The following is a 16233-nucleotide window of genomic DNA, read 5'->3' on the forward strand; positions in this document are numbered from 1 at the left end:
GGCGGCGGACCGCGCCCGGCAGCAGCGGGCGCCCGCCGGTGTGCAGGGCGACCGCGGTCAGCGGCGCCGCCACCAGCAGCAGGCCGGCGCCGAGCACCGCGCCCATCACCGGGAAGCCGGCCTGCGCGGACAGCACGCTCCCGGTCAGCGGACCGGCCGCCGTGCCCAGCGAGGAGGCCGACCCGACCAGCACCGCCCAGCGGCCGCGCGGGTCCAGCGAGGCGGCGAGCCCGAGCAGATAGGACAGCACCGCCGGGTAGACGGCGTTCCAGGCGATCTCCCCGGCGGCGAAGCCGGCCGGCCCGGTCGCGGAGGCGGTGAGCGCGATGCAGCCCGCGATGAGGACCGTGCCGCCGCCGATCGGCAGCGCCCGGCCCAGCCGGGCGCCCAGCGCGCCGGCCGCGAGGACGCCCAGCAGTCCGGCGCCCAGCGACACCGCGAAGACGGCACCGACGGTGGGTTCGCTGAGGCGGGCCTGGGTGACGCCGATCCGTCCGCTCATGCCCCACAGGGCGTTCTGCGCGAGGGACCAGAACACCATGGCGCCCGCGAGGACCGGACCCGAACGCCGGTACGGCAGCCGGCCGGTGCCGGGGGCGGCGCGGTGGGCGACGGGTGCCGGGCCGGGCAGCCGGGACGTCAGCGGCCACACGGCGAGCGCGGTCAGGGCGATGGCGGCCAGTGTGAGGCCGTGGCCCGGGAGGTGGGGCACCGTCAGGTACACGACGCCCGCGAGCGCGGACACGCTCAGCAGGCCGAGGGTGGAGCCGCGGTGCGGGTCCGGCTCGGCGGCGATCCGGGTGGCCGCCACGGTCGTCGCCGTGCCGGAGCCGAACCCGCCGATCACCGCGCCGGCCACGACGGCCGGGACGGCGGAGGTGAGCGCCGCCCCGCCGTACCCGAGCACGGCCAGGGCGAGACCGAGCCGGGCGAGGGTGCGGGCCCCGAAGCGTTCGACGCGGGCGGCGAGCAGGAAGCCGGCGAGGGCGGAGCTCAGCAGCAGCGCGCTGCCGACGGCGCCGGCCTGGGTGGGGGACAGGTCCAGCCCGCGTTCCAGCCGTCCGACGGTGGTGGGCAGCAGGTACGGGGCGAGGTACCCGGCCGTGAAAAGGGCGACGAGGGGCCAGGGAGTGGTGCGAGGGGCGAACACGGGCGTTCCCGGGGCGTGCGAAGGGGACGGTACGAAAGGCGAGGTGGGAGCGACGGCCGTCGACGGACAGGAACGCGCCGGCAATTTGTATCAAGCGGAGGAAGCGATTCGGGAGGATCATTGGAGTGATCCATGTCACATTTGGTTTGCTGATCACGTGGCCGGGTAGCAGCGGTCGCCGAATCCCCTCCCGGGGCCCGTTCCGCCAGGTGGGAGCGGCTCCCGGGGTGATCGCCGTGGCGATGTCGGTGCCGTGGTGCAGACTGGCCTGATCCGCACCATGTCAGGGAGCGCATCGTGATGGCGTCCACCGTGCCGGCCGGAGAACGAAGCAGCGACGACACCGCCGCCCGCCGGGCGCGTGGGGCGGACCGCCGCACCCACCTCGACCCGCTGGCCGCCCTGCGCACCCCCGCCGATCCGCGCTGCGACGTCTACCTCACCGGCACCGTCTTCCTCGACATCATCTTCACCGGCCTCGACTCCGCCCCCGTGCGCGGCACCGAGTCCTGGGCGCGCGGCATGGGCTCCAGCCCCGGCGGCGTCGCCAACATGGCCACCGCCCTGGCCCGCCTCGGCCTGCGCACCTCCCTCGCGGCGGCCTTCGGCGACGACCACTACGGCGAGTACTGCTGGGACACCCTCGAGCAGGGCGAGGGCATCGACCTCGGCTCCTCCCGCACCGTCCCCGGCTGGCACTCCCCGGTCACCGTGTCCATGGCCTACGAGGGCGAGCGCACCATGGTCTCCCACGGCCACGAACCGCCCCCCGAGGAGCCCGCCCCCACCTGCCCGCCCCACGCCCGGGCCGCCGTCGCCTCCCTCACCCCCGGCCGCAGCGCCCCCTGGATCGCGCAGGCGGCGAGCCGCGGCACCCGCGTCTTCGGCGACGTCGGCTGGGACGACACCGGCACCTGGTCCCTGGCCGGGCTGCCCGACCTGCGCCACTGTGAGGCGTTCCTGCCGAACGCCGAGGAGGCCATGCGCTACACCGGCACCGACTGTCCGCGCACCGCCGCACACGCCCTCACCGCCCACGTACCGGTCGCCGTGGTCACCCTCGGCGCCGACGGGGCGTACGCGGTCGACCGGCGGACCGGGGAGACGGCCGAGGTGCCCGCCATCGCCGTCGAGGCGCTGGACCCCACCGGGGCGGGCGACGTGTTCGTGGCCGGTTTCGTGGCCGGCAGCCTGGCCGGCTGGCCGCTGGCCGACCGGCTCGCCTTCGGCGGCCTCACCGCGGCGCTGTCCGTCCAGGAGTTCGGCGGTTCGCTGTCCGCGCCCGGCTGGGCGGAGATCGCGGCGTGGTGGCACGAGGTGCGGTCCGTGCAGGGCGAGGACGCGGCGGAGCTCGGGCGCTACGCGTTCCTCCAGGACCTGCTCCCCGAGGAGCCGGTGCCCGGCTGGCCGCTGCGCCGGGCCGTTCCCACGATCGGTTTCCGCAGCTCGTCCTGACGCGGGAACACCCCCCCCGGAAAAGCCCTTCGGCGTTGTCACCCGCGCGTCGTACCCTGGGAGTCGCGAGGCCGCCCTCAGCTGCGCGGCCCTGACGAGGAGGAATCGCAGGCCTTCAGCGCCGGCCCATGACTCAGACACCCACAGCTCACACCCCCGCGCAGGAGCAGGCGAGAGTTCAGCTCACCGTCCCCGCCCAGCACCCCATGGTGACCGTGCTGGGCTCCGGCGACTCCCTCCTGCGCGTGATCGAGAAGGCCTTCCCGGGGGCCGACATCCATGTCCGGGGCAATGAGATCAGCGCGGTCGGTGATCCGGGCGAGGTCGCTCTCGTGTCGCGCGTGTTCGACGAGATGATGCTGGTGCTGCGCACCGGACAGCCGATGACGGAGGACGCGGTGGAACGCTCGATCGCCATGCTCAAGGCGAGTGAGAGCGGTGAGAGCGACGGCCAGGAGACCCCCGCGCAGGTCCTCACCCAGAACATCCTCTCCTCGCGCGGGCGCACGATCCGCCCCAAGACGCTCAACCAGAAGCGTTACGTGGACGCGATCGACAAGCACACCATCGTCTTCGGCATCGGCCCCGCCGGCACCGGCAAGACGTATCTCGCCATGGCCAAGGCGGTGCAGGCCCTGCAGTCCAAGCAGGTCAACCGCATCATCCTGACCCGGCCCGCGGTCGAGGCGGGGGAGCGGCTCGGCTTCCTGCCGGGCACCCTGTACGAGAAGATCGACCCGTATCTGCGCCCGCTCTACGACGCCCTGCACGACATGCTCGACCCCGACTCCATCCCCCGCCTGATGGCGGCGGGCACCATCGAGGTCGCCCCGCTGGCGTACATGCGCGGCCGGACACTCAACGACGCCTTCATCATCCTGGACGAGGCCCAGAACACCAGCCCCGAACAGATGAAGATGTTCCTCACCCGCCTCGGCTTCGACTCGAAGATCGTGATCACGGGCGACGTCACCCAGGTCGACCTGCCCACCGGCACCAAGTCGGGTCTGCGGCAGGTGCAGGAGATCCTGGAGGGCGTCGAGGACGTCCACTTCTCCCGCCTGTCCTCGCAGGACGTCGTCCGCCACCGGCTGGTGGGCCGTATCGTCGACGCGTACGAGCAGTACGACAGCGAGCACGGCACCCAGAACGGCGTCCACAAGGGCGGCCGGGGCAGGTCCGGGCACAAGGGGAAGTAGACCGAGCACCAGATGTCGATCGACGTCAACAACGAGTCCGGAACCGAGGTCGACGAGCAGGCGATCCTCGACATCGCCCGCTACGCCCTGGCGCGCATGCGCATCCACCCGCTCTCCGAGCTCTCGGTGATCGTCGTGGACGCCGGCGCCATGGAGCAGCTGCACATCCAGTGGATGGACCTGCCGGGGCCCACGGACGTCATGTCGTTCCCGATGGACGAACTGCGTCCGCCGTCCAAGGACGACGACGAGCCCCCGCAGGGCCTGCTCGGCGACATCGTGCTGTGCCCCGAGGTCGCCGCCCGGCAGGGCGCGGAGGCGCCGACGCAGCACACCATGGACGAGGAGCTCCAGCTCCTGACCGTCCACGGCGTGCTGCACCTGCTGGGGTACGACCACGAGGAGCCCGACGAGAAGGCCGAGATGTTCGGCCTGCAGGCCGCCATCGTGGACGGCTGGCGTGCGGAGAAGGGCCTGACCGGCCCGTCCCCGGCGCCGACCGTGTCATGAGTCCCGGACTCCTCCTCGGCGCGGTCGCGCTGGTCGTCGTCGCGTGGCTGTTCGCCTGCGCCGAGGCCGGCATCGCGCGGATCTCCACCTTCCGTGCCGAGGAGGCCGTCCGGTCCGGCCGGCGGGGCAGCTCCGGGCTCGCGCAGCTCGCCGCCGACCCCACCCGGTATCTCAACGTGGCCCTGCTGGTCCGCGTGGCCTGTGAGATGGCCGCCGCCGCCCTGGTCACCTACGCCTGTCTGCAGGCGTTCGACGGCACCGCCGAGGCCCTGCTGGTCGCCATAGCGGTCATGGTGCTCGTCTCCTACGTGGCCGTCGGTGTCTCCCCGCGCACCATCGGCCGGCAGCACCCGCTGAACACCGCCACCGCCGCGGCGTACGTCCTGCTGCCGCTGGCCCGGATCATGGGCCCGATCCCCTCCCTGCTGATCCTCATCGGCAACGCCTTCACCCCGGGCCGGGGCTTCCGGCGCGGCCCGTTCGCCTCCGAGGCGGAGCTGCGCGCGCTGGTGGACCTCGCGGAGAAGGAGTCGCTGATCCAGGACGAGGAGCGCCGCATGGTGCACTCGGTCTTCGAGCTGGGCGACACCCTGGTGCGGGAGGTGATGGTGCCGCGCACCGACCTGGTGGTCATCGAGCGCTACAAGACGATCCGCCAGGCCCTCACCCTCGCCCTGCGCTCCGGCTTCTCCCGCATCCCGGTGACCGGGGAGAACGAGGACGACATCGTCGGGATCGTCTACCTCAAGGACCTGGCCCGCAAGACGCACATCAGCCGCGACGCGGAGAACGAGCTGGTGTCCACCGCGATGCGCCCGGCCTTCTTCGTGCCGGACACCAAGAACGCGGACGACCTGCTGCGCGAGATGCAGAAGGAGCGCAACCACGTCGCCGTCGCGGTCGACGAGTACGGCGGCACCGCGGGCATCGTCACGATCGAGGACATCCTGGAGGAGATCGTCGGGGAGATCACCGACGAGTACGACCGGGAGATCCCGCCGGTCGAGGAACTGGGCGACGACCGCTACCGGGTCAACGCCCGCCTCGACATCACCGATCTCGGCGAGCTGTACGACCTGGACGAGTACGACGACGAGGACGTGGAGACCGTCGGCGGCCTGCTCGCCAAGGCGCTCGGCCGGGTGCCGATCGCCGAGGCATCGTCCGTGGTCGAGCTCCCCGACGGCCGCTCCCTGCGGCTGACGGCGGAGGCGGCGGCCGGCCGCCGCAACAAGATCGTCACGGTGCTGGTGGAGCCGGTGGCCCCGCCGCCCCCGCCGCCCGAGCCCGTGGAGCCGGCCGGATGACCCCGCGGGAGCTGCGCGCCCTGTGCCTGTCCTTCGGCGCGGCCGTCGAGGACTTCCCCTTCGGCCCGGAGACCTCCGTCTTCAAGGTCCTGGGCAAGCTGTTCGCGCTGACCGCCCTGGACGCGCGGCCCCTGAAGGTCAACCTCAAATGCGACCCGGACGACGCGGTGCGCCTGCGGGCACAGCACCCCGGCCTGATCGTCCCGGGCTGGCACATGAACAAGCGCCACTGGAACACCGTCACGGTGGACGGCCCGCTGCCCGCCCGGCTCGTCCGGGAGCTGGTGGAGGACTCCTACGACCTGGTCGTGGCCGGGCTGCCGCGCGCGGACCGGCTGCGCCTGGACCGGCCGTGATCCGTATGCTCGGGGCATGACCGACAGCAGCGCGCTCGACCCCGAGGACCACAAGATCGTCACCCTGGCCCGTTCCACGCGGGCCCGCAACGGCGTGCCCGAGGGTGCCGCCGTGCGCGACGGGAACGGCCGCACGTACGCCGCGGGCACCGTGGCCCTGGACTCCCTCCGCCTGAGCGCCCTGCGGACGGCGGTGGCGATGGCGGTGGCGTCCGGGGCGACGTCCCTGGAGGCGGCGGCCGTGGTGACCGAGGCCGGTGCGGTGACGGACGAGGACCGCGCGGCGGTACGGGACCTGGGCGGGCCCGCCACTCCGGTGCTGCTGGCCGGTCCCGACGGGACCGTGCGGGAGACGGTTCCGGCGGGCTGACCCGCCTGCTGTTACCGGCGGTAAATAGGCCAGATTTCAACCTTGTCGCGCGCTGCCTCTCGCGCATCAATGGAACCGGGCCGACCTGATGCCACGTCAGGCCGGTCCGGTGTGCAGCGGGTCCGGACCCCGTCAGCCGATCAGTTCCCCGCACAGTTCCCCCACCGGAGTCCCCCCACGGGACTCCCCCCACACGGAAAGGGAGCCGGAATCCCATGAGAGGCAAGCGATACGGACTGGGCCTGTCCCTGGCGGCAGGCACCCTCGCGGTCTGCGGACTCGCCTTCGCCCCCGCCGCGGCGGCCGTCGCCCCCGGGTCGGCCACCGTCAACGCCGACTGCGGCACCTGGGGCGGCGGCGACGCCACCCTGACGGCGACGCAGAACGGCACGTCCGCCACGGTCACCATCAACACCTCCGCGGTCACCGCGCCGCTGGCCATCGGCAAGGACTCCCTGGCGTCCGAGCTGAAGATGGTGAAGGAGGGCGGCGGCACCGTCGTCTTCAAGGGCACCAAGAACCCGGCCATGTCGACCGGCGACGCCCTCGAGGTCGGTCCCCTCACCGGCACCGTCGCCTCCGGGGACACCCTGGAGGCCTTCGGCGGCACCCTGAAGGTGACCGCGTTCGGCTTCATCACCATCACCTGCACGGCGACGGCACCGCAGTCGCCGGGCCCGTTCGTCTTCGACTGATCCGCCCGGGCGGACCGCCGGGCCGGAACCCCACGGGTGTCCGGCCCGGCCCCGCGCCGGAGCCCGGCGCGCGTGCGCGGGGCGTGCATGGTGCCGCGGGGGTCGGGGGATCAGGGACAATGGGCGGCATGAGCGTTCGTACCCAGTCATCCGAGCCGCCGGTCGAAGCTGTTCACCGGGCCGGCTTCGCCTGCTTCGTGGGCCGCCCCAACGCGGGCAAGTCCACCCTGACGAACGCGCTGGTCGGGCAGAAGGTGGCGATCACCTCGAACCGGCCGCAGACCACCCGGCACACCGTGCGCGGCATCGTGCACCGCCCGGACGCGCAGCTGATCCTGGTGGACACCCCCGGGCTGCACAAGCCGCGCACCCTGCTCGGCGAGCGGCTCAACGACGTGGTCCGCACCACCTGGGCCGAGGTCGACGTGATCGGCTTCTGCCTCCCCGCCGACCAGAAGATCGGCCCCGGCGACCGGTTCATCGCCAAGGAACTCGCCGGGATCAAGAAGACCCCCAAGGTCGCCGTCGTCACCAAGACCGACCTGGTGGACAACAAGGCGCTCGCCGAGCAGCTGATCGCCGTCGACCGGCTGGGCCAGGAGCTGGGCATCACCTGGGCGGAGATCGTCCCCGTCTCCGCGACCGCGAACCAGCAGGTCGGCCTGCTGGCCGACCTCCTCATCCCGCTGATGCCCGAGGGCCCGGCCCTCTACCCCGAGGGCGACCTGACGGACGAGCCGGAGCAGGTCATGGTCGCGGAACTGATCCGTGAGGCGGCCCTGGAGGGCGTCCGGGACGAACTCCCGCACTCCATCGCGGTCGTCGTCGAGGAGATGCTGCCCCGCGAGGACCGCCCCGCCGACAAGCCCCTGCTCGACATCCACGCCAACCTGTTCATCGAGCGCCCCAGCCAGAAGGGCATCGTCATCGGCCCCAAGGGCAAGCGCCTCAAGGACGTCGGCGTCCGGTCGCGCAAGCAGATCGAGGCCCTGCTCGGTACCCCGGTCTTCCTGGACCTGCACGTGAAGGTCGCCAAGGACTGGCAGCGGGATCCGAAGCAGTTGCGGCGGCTGGGGTTCTGAGGCGGGCGGCGGGTCAGCCGCGCTGCTCCCGCAGCAGCTCCCGGTACCAGGCGTACGACGCCTTCGGGGTGCGCTCCAGCGTGTCGAAGTCGACGTGGACCAGCCCGAAGCGGCGGGCGTAGCCCTCCGCCCACTCGAAGTTGTCCATCAGCGACCACACGAAGTAGCCCCGCACGTCCACGCCCGCCTCCAGCGCCCGGTGCAGGGCGCGGATGTGGCCGTCCAGGTAGGCGATGCGCTCCGGGTCGTCGACGCCCTCGTAGGAGCAGCCGTTCTCGGTGACGACGACCGGGGGGAGCCGGTCGCCGTAGCGGTCGCGGAAGGCGGTCAGGATCTCCGTCAGGGCCTCCGGGACCACCGGCCAGCCGAAGTCGGTCACCGGCCGGCCGGTGATCTCCCGTACGGAGAAGGGCAGTTCGGCCGGCATCCGGACCCCTCCGAAGTCGATCTCGGTGCCCTGCGGGGCGCCCACGCGGGTCGGCGCGTAGTAGTTGATCCCGTACCAGTCGAGGGGTTCGGCGATGATCTCCAGGTCCGCCGTCACGTCCCCGGGCATCAGCTCACCGAGGCCGTCCGGGTAGCTCCCGAGCAGCAGCGGGTCGGCGAACAGGCGGTTCAGCAGCAGGTCGTAGAGGCCGGCCGCCTCCACGTCCGCCGCTTCCTGAGACGCGGGCCAGACCGGGCCGTGGGAGTTGGCGATGCCGATGTCGCGGGCGCCGGACGCGCGCAGCGCGCGGACCGCGAGACCGTGCGCGAGGAGCTGGTGATGGGCCACCGGCAGCGCGTCGAACAGCAGCCTCAGTCCGGGCGCGTGGATGCCCAGGGCGTGGCCCAGCAGGGTGTGCTCGGCGGGCTCGTTGAGGGTGATCCACTTCGTCACCCGGTCGCCGAGCCGCCCGGCGACCTCGGCCACGTACGCGGCGAACCGCTCGGCCGTGTCCCGTTCCCGCCAGTCCAGACCGGCCGGCAGGTCCCAGTGGAACAGGGTCGGCACCGGCCGCACCCCCGCCGCGCACAGGTCGTCGACCAGCCGGTCGTAGAAGTCCAGCCCGCCTCGGGCCCGCACCCGCGGCCAGGACACCGAGAAGCGGTACGCGTCCACGCCCAGCCCGGCCAGCAGTGCCACGTCCTCGGTGTGCCGGTGCACGTGGTCGCAGGCCACCTCGGCGGTCGAACCGTCCCGGATCCGGCCCGGCTCGGCCGTGAACACGTCCCACACGGACGCCTCACGCTCGTCGGCCGCCCCCTCGATCTGGTGCGCCGAGGTCGACACACCCCACAGGAAGCCGTCCGGGAAACGGGGGACCGGGTTCGTCGTCGCCATGCCACGGATCATCCGTACCGCCGGTAATCGAAGTCAACGCCCCGGCGGCGAACGGCTGTTACGCGCCCTCCTTCAGCACGCGGGCGACCAGCGCGCGCTGCTCGTCGGTCAGCCGGGGGTCCGCGCAGTACACCGTGCGGCCGTCGACCGTGATCCGGTAGCCGAAGCCGTCCGGCACGCCCGCCGGGGGCGAGCCGCTGCCCGCGGCCAGCGCCCGCTCGGCCAGGGCGTGCCACTCCCCGGCGTCGGCCCGGCCCGCGGTGTCCACCTCGGCCTCCCGCTCGATGCCCGCGAACCCGCCCGTGCGCCGCACCTGAATACGCATGGGTTCCTGTCTAGTACGAGAAGGGACGTCACGCCTACCCGGGCGGGGGCGCACGGCTCCGGCGTGCGCCCGCGGGTCCGGCCGGCGGGGCGCGCGGGCTACAGCGTCCGCACGCCGACCCGCTCCCACGCCTTCGTCACCGCCAGCAGCTCCTCGCCCTGACCGAACCGGGCCCGCGCCGCCTTGACCGTCAGCGTCGCGAAGTCCGTGAACAGGGCGTCCTGCCGCAGCTCCCCGCCGGTCAGCACGTCGTACCAGATCTGCCCGGCCCGCTCCCAGGCGTGCCCGCCCAGCGTGGTCGCCGCGAGGTAGAAGGCGTGGTTGGGGATGCCGGAGTTGATGTGCACGCCGCCGTTGTCCCGGCCGGTGCGGACGTAGTCGTCCATCGTCGCGGGCTGCGGGTCCTTGCCGAGGACGTCGTCGTCGTAGGCCGTGCCCGGCTCCTTCATGGAGCGCAGCGCCGTGCCCGTGACCCGCGGGGCGAGCAGCCCGGCGCCGATCAGCCAGTCGGCCTCGGCGGCGGTCTGGCCGAGCGAGTACTGCTTGATGAGCGCGCCGAAGACGTCCGACACCGACTCGTTGAGCGCGCCGGACTGGCCGAAGTAGTCCAGGTTCGCGGTGTGCTGGGTGACGCCGTGCGCCAGCTCGTGGCCGATGACGTCGATCGGGAGGGTGAAGTCGAGGAAGATCTCCCCGTCCCCGTCGCCGAACACCATCTGCTCGCCGTTCCAGAAGGCGTTGTTGTAGTCGCGGTCGTAGTGCACGGTCGCGACGAGGGGCATCCCGGCGCCGTCGATCGAGTCGCGCCCGTACGCCGACAGCAGCAGCTCGAAGGTGGCGCCCAGGCCCGCGTAGGCGCGGTTGACGGTGGCGTCCTGGCCGGGCTCGTCGCCCTCGGCGCGCACGGCCCGGCCGGGCAGCCCGGTGCCGTGACCGGCGTCGTGGACCGTGCGGTGCGGCGTACCGGGCTCGGCGGCGAGCGGGGCGACGGCGCGGGCGCCGACGACCGTGGTCAGACGGCGCTGGGTGCGCTCGTAGGCGTCGCGCTGGAGGGTGCGGCGCGCGGGTCCGGCGAGCACCGGGTCGCCGGCCTGCGCCAGCCGGTCGAGGACGTGGGGCGGGACGATGGTGCAGAAGACGGGCTCGAAGCCCCCGTGACGGGTCATACGCGCACCATCGCACTGCGTGATCCCACTGTCACTACCCGCGACAATGACGGGTGAAATGAACCCTCAACGCCCGTCTTGTCCACCCTGAGCGTGGTATCGAGCACTTTTTGCCCGCTTTGCCGGTCCGGTCCCGCATACTGATACACGCCCCCGCACGCAGCACGACTCGGTTAAGCTGCGGAGCATCATGCGTTTCGGGCTGCTTCTCCTTAGCTGCCGCGGCGAGGGCCTGTAGTAGAGGCCGACCCCCTCCCCGCGGAGTTTGGCGCTGCGCCGTCGGCCGTCCATCCGGACACCCCGCGGACCCCCGAGGAGCCCACGCACCATGGCAAACCGCCAGCAGCCCAGCCCCATGCCGTTCCACAAGTACGGTCGCTACGACCAGGTCGACATCCCCGACCGTACGTGGCCGGACAACCGGATCACGCAAGCCCCCCGCTGGCTCTCCACCGACCTGCGCGACGGCAACCAGGCGCTGATCGACCCCATGTCGCCCGCCCGCAAACGCGCCATGTTCGACCTGCTGGTCAGGATGGGCTACAAGGAGATCGAGGTCGGCTTCCCCGCCTCCGGCCAGACCGACTTCGACTTCGTCCGCTCCATCATCGAGGACCCGGACGCCATCCCGGACGACGTCACCATCTCCGTACTGACCCAGGCCCGCGAGGACCTGATCGAGCGCACGGTGGAGTCCCTGAAGGGCGCCCGGCGCGCCACGGTCCACCTGTACAACGCCACCGCGCCCGTCTTCCGCCGCGTGGTCTTCCGCGGCTCCAAGGACGACATCAAGCAGATCGCCGTGGACGGCACCCGCCTGGTGATGGAGTACGCGGAGAAACTGCTGGGCGAGGAGACCGAGTTCGGCTACCAGTACAGCCCGGAGATCTTCACCGACACCGAGCTGGACTTCGCCCTGGAGGTCTGCGAGGCGGTGATGGACGTCTACCAGCCCGGCCCGGGCCGCGAGATCATCCTCAACCTGCCCGCCACCGTGGAGCGTTCCACCCCCTCCACGCACGCCGACCGGTTCGAGTGGATGGGCCGCAACCTGTCCCGCCGCGAGCACGTCTGCCTGTCCGTCCACCCGCACAACGACCGCGGCACCGCCGTGGCCGCCGCCGAACTGGCCGTCATGGCCGGCGCCGACCGCGTCGAGGGCTGCCTGTTCGGGCAGGGCGAGCGCACCGGCAACGTCGACCTGGTCACCCTGGGCATGAACCTGTTCTCGCAGGGCGTCGACCCGCAGATCGACTTCTCCGACATCGACGAGATCCGTCGCACGTGGGAGTACTGCAACCAGATGGACGTCCACCCGCGCCACCCGTACGTGGGCGACCTGGTCTACACGTCCTTCTCCGGCTCCCACCAGGACGCCATCAAGAAGGGCTTCGACGCCATGGAGGCCGACGCGAAGGCCAAGGGCGTCACCGTCGACGACCTGGAGTGGGCCGTCCCGTACCTGCCCATCGACCCCAAGGACGTCGGCCGCTCCTACGAGGCCGTCATCCGCGTCAACTCGCAGTCCGGCAAGGGCGGCATCGCCTACGTCCTGAAGAACGACCACAAGCTGGACCTGCCGCGCCGGATGCAGATCGAGTTCTCGAAGATCATCCAGGCGAAGACGGACGCCGAGGGCGGCGAGGTCACCCCCGCCGACATCTGGGCCGTCTTCCAGGACGAGTACCTGCCGAACCCGGACAACCCCTGGGGCCGCATCCAGGTCGCCAACGGCCAGTCCACCACCGACCGCGACGGCGTGGACACCCTCACCGTCGAGGCCACCGTCGACGGCGAGCAGACGACCCTGACGGGCTCCGGCAACGGTCCGATCTCGGCCTTCTTCGACGCCCTCCAGGCCATCGGGGTCGACGTGCGCCTGCTGGACTACCAGGAGCACACCATGAGCGAGGGCGCCTCCGCGCAGGCCGCCTCCTACATCGAGTGCGCCATCGGCGACAAGGTTCTGTGGGGGATCGGAATCGACGCGAACACCACGCGCGCCTCGCTGAAGGCGGTCGTCTCGGCCGTCAACCGCGTGGCCCGCTGACCAGCCGCTTCGACGGACCCCAGGGCTCCGTCCGCCCCCGTGGGCGGGCGGAGCCCCCGTCGTATACCGGCCAAAGACCTGTGGAGGTCACGGAGAGGTCTCGTCCGAGGTGCTGACTCCGGCTCACAGATGTGGCTAACATCACGCAAGCGGCAATGGTGCCGTGGGGGCACCGCCCGCGCCGTCCGGCAGCGGGGGAGTTGTGGAGGTGCGACGTGCTGCCAGGACGGGAACCGAACGGCCGTGCCGCTGCTGCCTCCGGGCTGTCGCGCCTGCTGGGCACCCGCACGGCGTGGACCCCGGTCGGCGACGGCGAGTTCTTCTGCCCCGGCTGCGGAGGCGACCGCAACTACCAGCGGCTGACCGGACAGCGCCGCTTCTCCCTCCTCGGCGTGCCCGTGCTGCCCCGCGGCGCGACCGGCCCGGTCGTCGAGTGCGCCGCCTGCCGCCGCCACTTCGGCACCGACGTCCTGGACCACCCGACCACCACCCGCTTCTCCGCGATGCTCCGCGACGCCGTGCACACCGTCGCCCTCGCCGTCCTGGCCGCCGGCGGCACCTGCTCGCGCGCCGCCCTTGAGACGGCCGTCACCGCCGTCCGCGCCGCCGGCTTCGACGACTGCACCGAGGACCAGCTGGCCTCCCTCGTCGACGACCTGGCCGCCGACACCGGCCGGTTCACCGGGGAACCCTGCGCGGCCGGCCTCGCCATCGAACTCCACGAGGCCCTCGACCCGCTCGCCCCGCACCTCGCCGCCGCCGGCCGCGAATCGATCCTCCTCCAGGGCGCCCGCATCGCCCTCGCCGACGGCCCCTACACCCCGGCCGAACGCGACGCCCTCGCCACCGTCGGCGCCGCCCTCACCATCTGCTCCGACGACGTCACCCGGCTCCTCACGGCGGCCAGAACACCGTCGTAGCGCGTCGGCGCCGACGCACGCACCGGCCGGGAAGTCCGGGATTGCGACGGCCCCGTCGCGGGGACGATTCCCTCACACAGGGCAAGGCAACCTGTACGGGGGGTTACGGGATGCGGATCGAGCCGCGCCGGCATCTGCTGGACATCTGGGCCGCGGTGGCCCGCCACCACGCCATCGGCGAGGAACCCGTCGGCCTCGGCACCGAGCACCCCGACAGCCTCACGGACGCCGAGCGGCTGCTGTGCCTGCTGTACCCGGCGACCGAGGTCCCCACGTTCCGCCTCGACCAGCCGGACCTCACCGAGCGGGACGTGCTGGCCGCCCTCGCACCGCTCGGTGACCGACGGGCCGTCCCCGCCCACCTGATCACCGAGCTGAGCCGTTTCCTGCACACCCACACGGCGGACGACGGCACCCCTTCCTTCACCGCGGGATCCTGCCTGCACGCCGACCCCGGATGTGGCGCCGAACCCACCGACCGGCAGCGCGCGTTGGACGTCGTCGGCTCCTGCGCCCGCTCCGTCACCCTCTGCCTCGCCGCCCTCGGCTTCCTGAAGGTCCTCCGGGAGACTTCCTCCCCGTCCGAACCAGGCGTGAGGATCGACGTGTTGATGGAAGCGACGTCCGCCCGGCTGACCGCCGCGATGATCGGCCTGCTGCGCTCCTTCACCGTCGACGTCGTCGACCCGGAATCGGCGCGGGCGCGCCGGCTGCTCGTGCTCTTCGGACCGAACAAGGCTGCCGACCATGAGGTACTCCGGGAGTTCCACCGCAGGTCCCGCCCCCTGCGCGACGTGATCGTGCAGAGTCTCGCCCTGGGTATCCAGGTCGATGAGCTCATGCACCGAGACACTCTCTTCGAGTGCGGCTGGACCTGGGGAGTGGTACGGGACGCGCCCCGGATCACCGGGGAGAAGGACGTGCCCTTCCCCGGCCAGCGAGACGGTATCGCCGCCCCACCGCCCCACCCGTACTTCACCCTCGTCGCGCTGGACGCCGTGCAGGGCCTCTTCTCGGAACGCACCCTCACGCTGGGACTGCTCGACCCGGTCCAGCAGCGTTTCGCCGAGGCTTTGCGCCTGCGGTGCGAACTCGCCGAGCGGTACTGGTCGCTCGCCGCCCGCTTCAGCGACCGGCGCCGGCCCCGTGAGGACATCCCCTGGCGCATCCCCGGCCAGGGGCCGGAGTCGGAGCACCACTCCCTCTCCGTGGCGGGCATAGTCGTTCACGACCTGCTCCGTCGCCGGGCCGTCCACCGCCACGACGTGCCGCGTACCGTCACCGTCCTGGAGCGCCTCGCCGACCGGGCCCGCATCACCAGCCGAGCCGTGCGCCACGGCCCCGCCCTCGCCCTGCACGACCCGGGCGTCACCCTGCCGCTGACCGGGTCCGAGCGGTCCGGTCCGCTTCTGGGGTGGCGCACGGACGATTTCTCGGCCCAGCTGCTCAGGCGCACCCTGGCTCTGGCCGCACGCGTGGAGGACAGCGCCGCGCGGGACCGCCTGCTGTCCCTGGCCGAGCAGACGTACGCGCACCTGTGGGAGCGGTGGCGGAACCGGGGAGGGGCCGTGAGTCTCCGGGAAGGCCGGACGGCGGATCACCCGGACGTGCCTGGGACCGACCGCCTGCCGCTCTGGCTGCTCACCTCGGATCTCACCGACGGCCTCGTCGCTGCCGCGTCCCTGTACCGGCAACCGGTCCTGACCAGTCCCAGGTTGGAGGAGCCGGCCCGTGACCTGCTCACCGAAGCCACCGGCCTGTGGGAGCGGTTGCACGTGGACATGACGGTCGACGGGAAGACGGGACAGCAACTGAGCCGCATCAGGGACCGGCTCGACCACGCCCGCGCCTTGATCGATGAGCGGCCCGGCACAGCGCTCGCCTTAGCCATCGACGTACTCCGGGAACTCGACGTACTCCGGGAGCTCGACACCCACACTCGGCCGAGCGATCCGCCCTGTTGACGTGCTCGCCACCAGGTATGCCGCCCGGAAGCCGAACACCACGGCCGACGCCCGACCGTCCACTCCCTCAGGGGGCTTCCATGAGCACAGCACAGCCGCCCGACGCCCCGGACAGGCCGGACCTGGCCCGCGGGGCCGCCGGACACCGGCGGGGGACGCCCGTGTCGCGGCGGCGGAGGAACCTGGTCGTGGGCGTCGTCGCCGGTCTGGTCGTGTGGGGCGTGGCCGCGCTGCTGAGTCCCGAGGACGGTCCCGGGCGGCACCTGGCCGCCGCCGTGCTGTGCGCGCTGGGCGCGGTGGCCGTCGCCCACCTGCGGGCACCGCCGGAGCAGCCGGCACCGAAGACGGACGCGCGGGCCG

Annotated in this window: 15 protein-coding genes and 1 pseudogene; 12 read left to right on the forward strand and 4 right to left on the reverse strand. The window is 72.4% G+C overall.

All coding sequences use genetic code 11. The annotated features are described in order from the left end of the window. Window positions 1–1150: MFS transporter (locus G3I53_RS24125; RefSeq protein WP_164438762.1), on the reverse strand; the 1150-nt coding region annotated here is incomplete at its 3' end. A gap of 300 nt (window positions 1151–1450) precedes the next feature. Between G3I53_RS24125 and G3I53_RS24130 the strand changes: the two genes are divergently transcribed. The 8 genes from G3I53_RS24130 (at window position 1451) to era (ending at window position 8124) form a co-directional block, all read left to right on the forward strand. Then, a complete protein-coding gene (locus G3I53_RS24130; protein WP_164333493.1) occupies window positions 1451–2605 on the forward strand; it encodes a PfkB family carbohydrate kinase in 1155 nt (384 codons plus the stop codon). A 128-nt stretch (window positions 2606–2733) separates the two neighbouring features. After that, a complete protein-coding gene (locus tag G3I53_RS24135) occupies window positions 2734–3804 on the forward strand; it encodes a PhoH family protein (protein ID WP_164333492.1) in 1071 nt (356 codons plus the stop codon). 12 nt (window positions 3805–3816) lie between these two features. After that, complete coding sequence (ybeY, locus tag G3I53_RS24140; protein ID WP_164333491.1) at window positions 3817–4314, forward strand: rRNA maturation RNase YbeY; 498 nt, start codon at window positions 3817–3819, stop codon at window positions 4312–4314. Beyond that, on the forward strand, window positions 4311–5621 hold the full coding sequence (locus G3I53_RS24145; RefSeq protein WP_164333490.1) for a hemolysin family protein: 1311 nt from the start codon (window positions 4311–4313) through the stop codon (window positions 5619–5621). Before ybeY ends, G3I53_RS24145 begins: the two co-directional genes overlap by 4 nt. Continuing rightward, complete coding sequence (locus G3I53_RS24150; protein ID WP_164333489.1) at window positions 5618–5977, forward strand: MmcQ/YjbR family DNA-binding protein; 360 nt, start codon at window positions 5618–5620, stop codon at window positions 5975–5977. Before G3I53_RS24145 ends, G3I53_RS24150 begins: the two co-directional genes overlap by 4 nt. 16 nt (window positions 5978–5993) lie before the next feature. Continuing rightward, window positions 5994–6347 carry a cytidine deaminase gene (locus G3I53_RS24155; protein ID WP_164333488.1) on the forward strand — a complete coding sequence of 118 codons (354 nt, stop codon included), beginning with the start codon at window positions 5994–5996 and terminating at the stop codon, window positions 6345–6347. A 215-nt stretch (window positions 6348–6562) separates the two neighbouring features. Continuing rightward, complete coding sequence (locus G3I53_RS24160) at window positions 6563–7042, forward strand: hypothetical protein (RefSeq protein ID WP_164333487.1); 480 nt, start codon at window positions 6563–6565, stop codon at window positions 7040–7042. Window positions 7043–7170: 128 nt separating this feature from the next. Next, window positions 7171–8124, forward strand: a complete 954-nt coding sequence (gene era / locus G3I53_RS24165) for a GTPase Era (RefSeq protein WP_164333486.1) — start codon at window positions 7171–7173, stop codon at window positions 8122–8124. Between the two features lie 13 nt (window positions 8125–8137). On the opposite strand, the gene G3I53_RS24170 is transcribed toward era, so the two are convergent. From G3I53_RS24170 to G3I53_RS24180, 3 genes are all read right to left on the reverse strand, one after another. Then, complete coding sequence (locus G3I53_RS24170) at window positions 8138–9448, reverse strand: GH1 family beta-glucosidase (RefSeq protein ID WP_164333485.1); 1311 nt, start codon at window positions 9446–9448, stop codon at window positions 8138–8140. Between the two features lie 58 nt (window positions 9449–9506). Then, window positions 9507–9773: a protealysin inhibitor emfourin gene (locus G3I53_RS24175; protein ID WP_164333484.1), complete on the reverse strand. Its 267-nt coding sequence runs from the start codon at window positions 9771–9773 to the stop codon at window positions 9507–9509. 98 nt (window positions 9774–9871) lie between these two features. After that, a complete protein-coding gene (locus tag G3I53_RS24180) occupies window positions 9872–10939 on the reverse strand; it encodes a M4 family metallopeptidase (RefSeq protein ID WP_164438763.1) in 1068 nt (355 codons plus the stop codon). A gap of 328 nt (window positions 10940–11267) precedes the next feature. Between G3I53_RS24180 and leuA the strand changes: the two genes are divergently transcribed. The 4 genes and pseudogenes from leuA to G3I53_RS24200 form a co-directional block, all read left to right on the forward strand. Further along, complete coding sequence (gene leuA, locus G3I53_RS24185) at window positions 11268–12989, forward strand: 2-isopropylmalate synthase (RefSeq protein WP_164338547.1); 1722 nt, start codon at window positions 11268–11270, stop codon at window positions 12987–12989. Window positions 12990–13204: 215 nt separating this feature from the next. Then, complete coding sequence (locus G3I53_RS24190; RefSeq protein ID WP_164338546.1) at window positions 13205–13909, forward strand: TerB family tellurite resistance protein; 705 nt, start codon at window positions 13205–13207, stop codon at window positions 13907–13909. A 110-nt stretch (window positions 13910–14019) separates the two neighbouring features. Then, window positions 14020–15873, forward strand: coding sequence for an SCO2524 family protein (locus G3I53_RS24195; protein WP_164338545.1), 1854 nt, complete (start codon window positions 14020–14022; stop codon window positions 15871–15873). 80 nt (window positions 15874–15953) lie between these two features. After that, window positions 15954–16233 (forward strand): annotated as a pseudogene (locus G3I53_RS24200) (hypothetical protein); the annotation flags it as partial.

The organism is Streptomyces sp. SID14436 (assembly GCF_010548465.1).
Taxonomy (GTDB): domain Bacteria; phylum Actinomycetota; class Actinomycetes; order Streptomycetales; family Streptomycetaceae; genus Streptomyces.

What these genes read in the sequence shown, in the direction of transcription:
- G3I53_RS24130 (WP_164333493.1), top strand. Translation starts at nt 1,451, where the DNA reads ATGGCGTCCACCGTGCCGGCCGGAGAACGAAGCAGCGACGACACCGCC.
- G3I53_RS24135 (WP_164333492.1), top strand. Translation starts at nt 2,734, where the DNA reads ATGACTCAGACACCCACAGCTCACACCCCCGCGCAGGAGCAGGCGAGA.
- ybeY (WP_164333491.1), top strand. Translation starts at nt 3,817, where the DNA reads ATGTCGATCGACGTCAACAACGAGTCCGGAACCGAGGTCGACGAGCAG.
- G3I53_RS24145 (WP_164333490.1), top strand. Translation starts at nt 4,311, where the DNA reads ATGAGTCCCGGACTCCTCCTCGGCGCGGTCGCGCTGGTCGTCGTCGCG.
- G3I53_RS24150 (WP_164333489.1), top strand. Translation starts at nt 5,618, where the DNA reads ATGACCCCGCGGGAGCTGCGCGCCCTGTGCCTGTCCTTCGGCGCGGCC.
- G3I53_RS24155 (WP_164333488.1), top strand. Translation starts at nt 5,994, where the DNA reads ATGACCGACAGCAGCGCGCTCGACCCCGAGGACCACAAGATCGTCACC.
- G3I53_RS24160 (WP_164333487.1), top strand. Translation starts at nt 6,563, where the DNA reads ATGAGAGGCAAGCGATACGGACTGGGCCTGTCCCTGGCGGCAGGCACC.
- era (WP_164333486.1), top strand. Translation starts at nt 7,171, where the DNA reads ATGAGCGTTCGTACCCAGTCATCCGAGCCGCCGGTCGAAGCTGTTCAC.
- G3I53_RS24170 (WP_164333485.1), bottom strand. Translation starts at nt 9,448, where the DNA reads ATGGCGACGACGAACCCGGTCCCCCGTTTCCCGGACGGCTTCCTGTGG.
- G3I53_RS24175 (WP_164333484.1), bottom strand. Translation starts at nt 9,773, where the DNA reads ATGCGTATTCAGGTGCGGCGCACGGGCGGGTTCGCGGGCATCGAGCGG.
- G3I53_RS24180 (WP_164438763.1), bottom strand. Translation starts at nt 10,939, where the DNA reads ATGACCCGTCACGGGGGCTTCGAGCCCGTCTTCTGCACCATCGTCCCG.
- leuA (WP_164338547.1), top strand. Translation starts at nt 11,268, where the DNA reads ATGGCAAACCGCCAGCAGCCCAGCCCCATGCCGTTCCACAAGTACGGT.
- G3I53_RS24195 (WP_164338545.1), top strand. Translation starts at nt 14,020, where the DNA reads ATGCGGATCGAGCCGCGCCGGCATCTGCTGGACATCTGGGCCGCGGTG.